Raw genomic sequence first — 5188 nt, 5'->3', positions numbered from 1 at the left:
TTTCGCTCTTCATAGCCGCCAAGTACTTCATATCAGACAACATATGATGATGAGCATATTCATCAGCGCTCCTTTCAACGCGGCCTCCCTCGAAAATGGTGACATCATCCGCTAACTGCGCTCTAGCCTGTTTTTGATTGCCAGTTTCAAGTGCTTGATGAAATGCCAAAACAACTTTTGCGGCAGGGGTATCTATACCTTTAAACAAACCTTTGTCTTTGTTCTTATCACCATGAGCGTTTGCTGCGAAACTAAACGTCATTAATAAAACGAGTAATATATTTATTGTTTTCATTTTCATTCTCTCTTTTAGGTTTTAATTTGCAGGGCCAACAACACTAGTAAGCACAGCCGTTACAGATAAAATGGCAAAAGCTACTACCATTTCTATCGAGATAGATTTAGATAAAGCCTCTCTGCCTTGACTATTTTTAAGTTGTGGAACGAGTATTAGTTTATGTTTAGCAGCAAGTGCCAAAATAGACACTACAAGGGCCAATTTAAACAACAGTGTTTGTCCGTAACTTGAGCTTATTAGTGCATCAAGACTTCCGACCAATTGAATCACGAGCCAGAGGCCTGCTACCAACAATAGGCTCAATGTAAAACTTCCTTGTTTGCCAAAGCTTTCCATCAGCAAATGAAGTTCTGCATAACTTAGCTGATGGCAAGCCTGTTTTAGTGGCAATAACGCCCCAAACCACCATGCCATAACGAGCACATGCAAAATAAGCAAGCCTTTTTCAATTGTGCCTAACTCAGAAATATGACCCAGTAACGTGAATGAGTATGCAAGGATTAATAAACTCAACATTAAAGCGCTTTGTTTTAAGTACGAGTTCACAGCGAGTTTGAACCTTAAAGCTAAAGCGATTATTGCGGTAACTAGCCCAAGCGCTCGAAGCAAAGCTCCAGTGCCGACAGAGGAGTCCCACATAATAGCCAATATATCAGCGTCTATCGCCCCCTGAATTCCCTCTTCTGCCATTGCACCAGTACTGGCAAAGAACCAAGTAATATTAGCGATCAAAGCCATAACTATATAAGTTCTTATCCACGTTAAATTCGCTATTACAGCATTAGTATGAGATTCATTATTCTCAAATATTTGCCTGAAAAATGTATAACCAGCAATACAGGCAAAGCCGACGTAAAATACAATTTTTGACAGTACAATGACTGTATTCCAGATATACATTTCCATATCAATCACACCGCCTATTTTAGTGAACCATAAAGCCGAAGCTATGTTTCATTTTATGACCATCGTTACCTAAGAAGGTTACATCCACAGCATAGTTTGCAGGAGCTAATTTAGGTAGTTTCCATGTAAATTTGCTAGTAGCGACTTTAGAAGGCTCGAATCCAAATTTAAATTCTTCGCCTTGTTTATTGGCCAATGAAACTTTTACAACCCGTACCTCTTTGGTGAACACCAAAGTTAACTCTTCTGGAGGATTCATTAGCATTGCATTATCAGCAGGCACACTTTTTTCAAGATGCACATGCGCAAACACCGCACTACTAAAAACGACACTGATTACGGTTAAAAATTTAATTAGTTTTTTCATATTTACCTCTATTTTAGTTTATTGAAATTGCTATTTATGGTTTCTTAACTTCGCTAAGCATTACTTTTTAGCTCCGCCTTAGAAAGCTCCTTGTTAAAGGCGTTTAATTCTGGCTTTTTAACGATTGAGTAAATTACTGGGAGCACAATAAGAGTGAGTAGCACAGCACTTGTCATTCCGCCTACCATAGGTGCAGCAATACGACTCATAATCTCCGAACCTGTTCCTGTACCATATAAAATGGGCATCAAGCCGATAATGATTGTTGCAACTGTCATCATTACTGGGCGAACTCGTAAGCCTGCACCGTGCAATAGTGCATCTTGATATGCATCATCAGAGATAGGTTCAGCTCGCTCTTCAGCTTTTTCCTTAAGCTCAGCAAGTGCCTGATTGAGATAGACCAACATTATCACACCAATCTCAACCGCTACCCCAGCTAGAGCAATAAAGCCCACGCCAACAGCCACAGAGAAGTTAAACCCTTCCAGATACATCAACCATAAGCCACCAATCATCGCCATCGGCAAGGTAACGATAATGATAGCCACCTCACTAAACGCTCTGAAGTTTAAGTAAAGTAGAATAACAATAATGGCGAGTGTTAAAGGCAATACATAGGTGAGCTTTTCTTTCGCTCTTTCCATATATTCGTATTGCCCAGCCCAAGTAATTGAATAACCTGCTGGTAGTTTTAGTTTATTAGCCAAGTGTATTTTTGCACTTTCAACATAAGTACCTACGTCAACACCGTCTATGTCGATAAACGTCCAGCCATTTAATCGAGCATTTTCACTCTTAATCCCCGGCGGACCATTTTCTACTCGGATATCTGCGACATCACCTAGTGCAATGCGTTGTCCATTTGGTGTTACAACTGGCAACCTTGCAAGCTGCTCTGGAGAATCACGATAATCCTGCGGATAACGTAAGTTAACAGGGTAACGCTCTTGACCTTCTACCGTTTGGGTAACGTTCATACCACCAATAGCTGTAGAAACCACTTGTTGAACATCCTCGATGTTTAACCCAAAGCGACTTGCCTTATCGCGTGAAATATCAACCTTGATATATCGTCCACCTGCAACTCGCTCTGAGTAAACTGATGCTGTGCCTGTAACTTCGGGTAAAATTTGCTCTATTTGTTGGCCGATTTCCTGAATCACATCAAGCTCTGGTCCGGCGACTTTAATACCCACAGGCGTTTTTATGCCTGTTGCTAACATGTCGATTCGGGTCTTGATTGGCATAACCCAAGCATTCGTTAAGCCCGGAAACTTAACCAATTTATCAAACTCAGCTTTTAACGATTCAGTAGTCACACCCTCTCGCCACTGCTCTTGTGGCTTCAATTGAATAAAGGTTTCAATCATGGTTAAAGGTGCAGGATCGGTTGCAGTTTCAGCTCTTCCTACTTTACCAAATACAGTTTCAACTTCTGGCACAGTGCGAATAAGCTTGTCTGTTTGCTGCAATAACTCCCTTGCTTTACCAATTGAAATACCGGGATAGGTAGTAGGCATATACATGAGATCGCCTTCATCCAATGGCGGAATGAATTCACTACCAATTTTATCGACAGGCCAAAAGCCAACGATAGTCACTAATATTGCTGCTACTATTGTCGATTTTGGAAACTTCATGACTTGCTTTAAAACAGGCATGTAGATAGCAATCAATAATCGGTTTAACGGGTTTTTCTTTTCAGAAACAACTTTGCCTCGAATAAAGTAGCCCATCAAAACAGGCACCAATGTGATCGCCAAACCTGCTGATGCCGCCATTGCATAGGTTTTTGTATAGGCGAGCGGAGAGAACATTCTTCCTTCTTGCGCTTCCAAGATAAATACAGGTAAAAATGAGACTGTAATGATCAGTAAGCTAAAAAATAGTGCAGGGCCTACTTCACTCGCAGCCTTAGCAACAATTTGCCAGCGATTTTCATCTGTTAGTGGTGTTTTCTCCATATGCTTGTGCATATTTTCAATCATCACTATTGCACCATCAGTCATCGCACCAATCGCAATAGCGATACCGCCTAAAGACATAATGTTGGCATTGATGCCTTGCATATACATGATAATGAACGACACCAAGATGCCTAATGGCAGAGTAACAACTGCCACAATAGATGAGCGAAGATGAAATAGGAAAGCCACACAGACAATAGCAACGACTGCAAGCTCCTCTAGCAACTTGCTCCAAAGATTATCAACAGCACGATCTATTAACTTCGATCTGTCATAAACAGGGACAATCTCCACCCCCTCTGGTAGAGAAGATTTAAGCGATTCAAGTTTTTCTTTTACCCCGTTTATGGTTTGTTGAGCGTTTTCACCAAAGCGCATAACGACAACACCACCAACAACTTCTCCTTCACCATTTAGCTCTGCGATACCACGGCGCATTTGAGGCCCTAAATTAACGGTAGCAACATCACCAATACGCAATGGTGTGCCTTGTTCGTTAATACCAAGTGGAATTTTCTCAATGTCTCCAACTGATTGAATATACCCCGTAGCAGTAACCATATACTCAGCTTCCGCCATTTCCACAACAGATGCGCCCGTTTCTTTATTGCCTCGTTTAAGTGCCATTTGGATATGACTTAACGGCACGTTATAAGCTCTGAGCTTGTCGGGATCAACTAGCACTTGATATTGCTTAACCATACCGCCAACGGCGGAAACCTCAGACACGCCCGGTACAGTTTGCAATTCATACTTTAAAAACCAATCTTGAATACTTCTTAATTGGCTTAGATCATGGTTTCCAGATTTATCTGTTAAAGCGTAGATGTATACCCAACCCACACCTGTTGCATCAGGCCCTAATTGCGGCTTAGCTGAATCAGGCAAGCTCGATGCTACTTGGCTTAAGTATTCTAGAACCCGGCTTCTTGCCCAATACAAATCAGTATCGTCATCAAAAATGATATAAACATAAGAGTCACCAAAAAATGAGTAGCCACGAACAGTTTGCGCTCCCGGTACTGACAACATGGCTGTAGTAAGGGGAAACGTCACTTGATCTTGCACTACTTGTGGTGCCTGTCCCGGATAGCTCGTCTTAATTATCACCTGCACATCAGAAAGATCGGGGAGTGCATCTACTGGTGTTTTTTGTAATGAATACAAACCACCAAACGCGATAATTAAGGTAATCAACAAAACAAAGAAACGATTGCCGATAGACCATCTAATAATTGATTCAATCATTATTTTTCTCCCACTTAATGATTAGAATGATCAACAGCAGCTTTATTTTCCTTGCCGTGTTGTTCATCTGATTCAAGAGAAATGTCAGTGATAACTAAGTCATCTCTAACCTCAAAAGTGAAAGTGACATTATCACCGACATTGAAATCAACCATTTCTATATTGTCCGCGACGATAAAATCCATCGTCGCAGCAGGTCTATCCCATTTCTCTATTGGGCCTCTGCTAATATTTAGAATCCGTGTATCAATATCAATCGCATTGATCAAACCTGATACTGTTGCTGATGATACTTCAGGCTCACTCATGATATGAATTCCAGTAATTTCATATCCACCGTCTTCGGTTTTGCTCACTTCAAAGTGCAAAGATTGACCTGACTTTAATGAGTCAAAATCG

4 protein-coding genes and 1 pseudogene are annotated in these 5188 nt (G+C 41.1%); all 5 read right to left on the bottom strand.

The window, feature by feature from the left end; genetic code table 11:
• Window positions 1–295: pseudogene (locus tag AAFM34_RS19835) on the bottom strand (DUF4440 domain-containing protein); the annotation flags it as partial.
• Window positions 296–316: 21 nt separating this feature from the next.
• Window positions 317–1204 (bottom strand): CopD family protein, encoded by an 888-nt coding sequence (locus tag AAFM34_RS19830; protein WP_341665830.1) that lies wholly within the window; start codon window positions 1202–1204, stop codon window positions 317–319.
• A 19-nt stretch (window positions 1205–1223) separates the two neighbouring features.
• The gene (locus AAFM34_RS19825) at window positions 1224–1571 is read right to left on the bottom strand and encodes a copper resistance CopC family protein (RefSeq protein WP_010558032.1); all 348 of its coding nucleotides are present in this window, start codon (window positions 1569–1571) and stop codon (window positions 1224–1226) included.
• Between the two features lie 53 nt (window positions 1572–1624).
• Window positions 1625–4789 carry an efflux RND transporter permease subunit gene (locus AAFM34_RS19820; RefSeq protein WP_341665823.1) on the bottom strand — a complete coding sequence of 1055 codons (3165 nt, stop codon included), beginning with the start codon at window positions 4787–4789 and terminating at the stop codon, window positions 1625–1627.
• 14 nt (window positions 4790–4803) lie between these two features.
• Window positions 4804–5188 (bottom strand): copper-binding protein (locus tag AAFM34_RS19815; RefSeq protein ID WP_341665822.1); only part of this gene is annotated, 385 nt, incomplete at its 5' end.

It is taken from the genome of Vibrio sp., from assembly GCF_038138445.1.
In the GTDB taxonomy this organism is placed as follows: domain Bacteria; phylum Pseudomonadota; class Gammaproteobacteria; order Enterobacterales; family Vibrionaceae; genus Vibrio.
The sequence above is the reverse complement of the archived record's forward strand: the minus strand, read 5'-3'. Positions and strand labels throughout refer to the sequence as shown.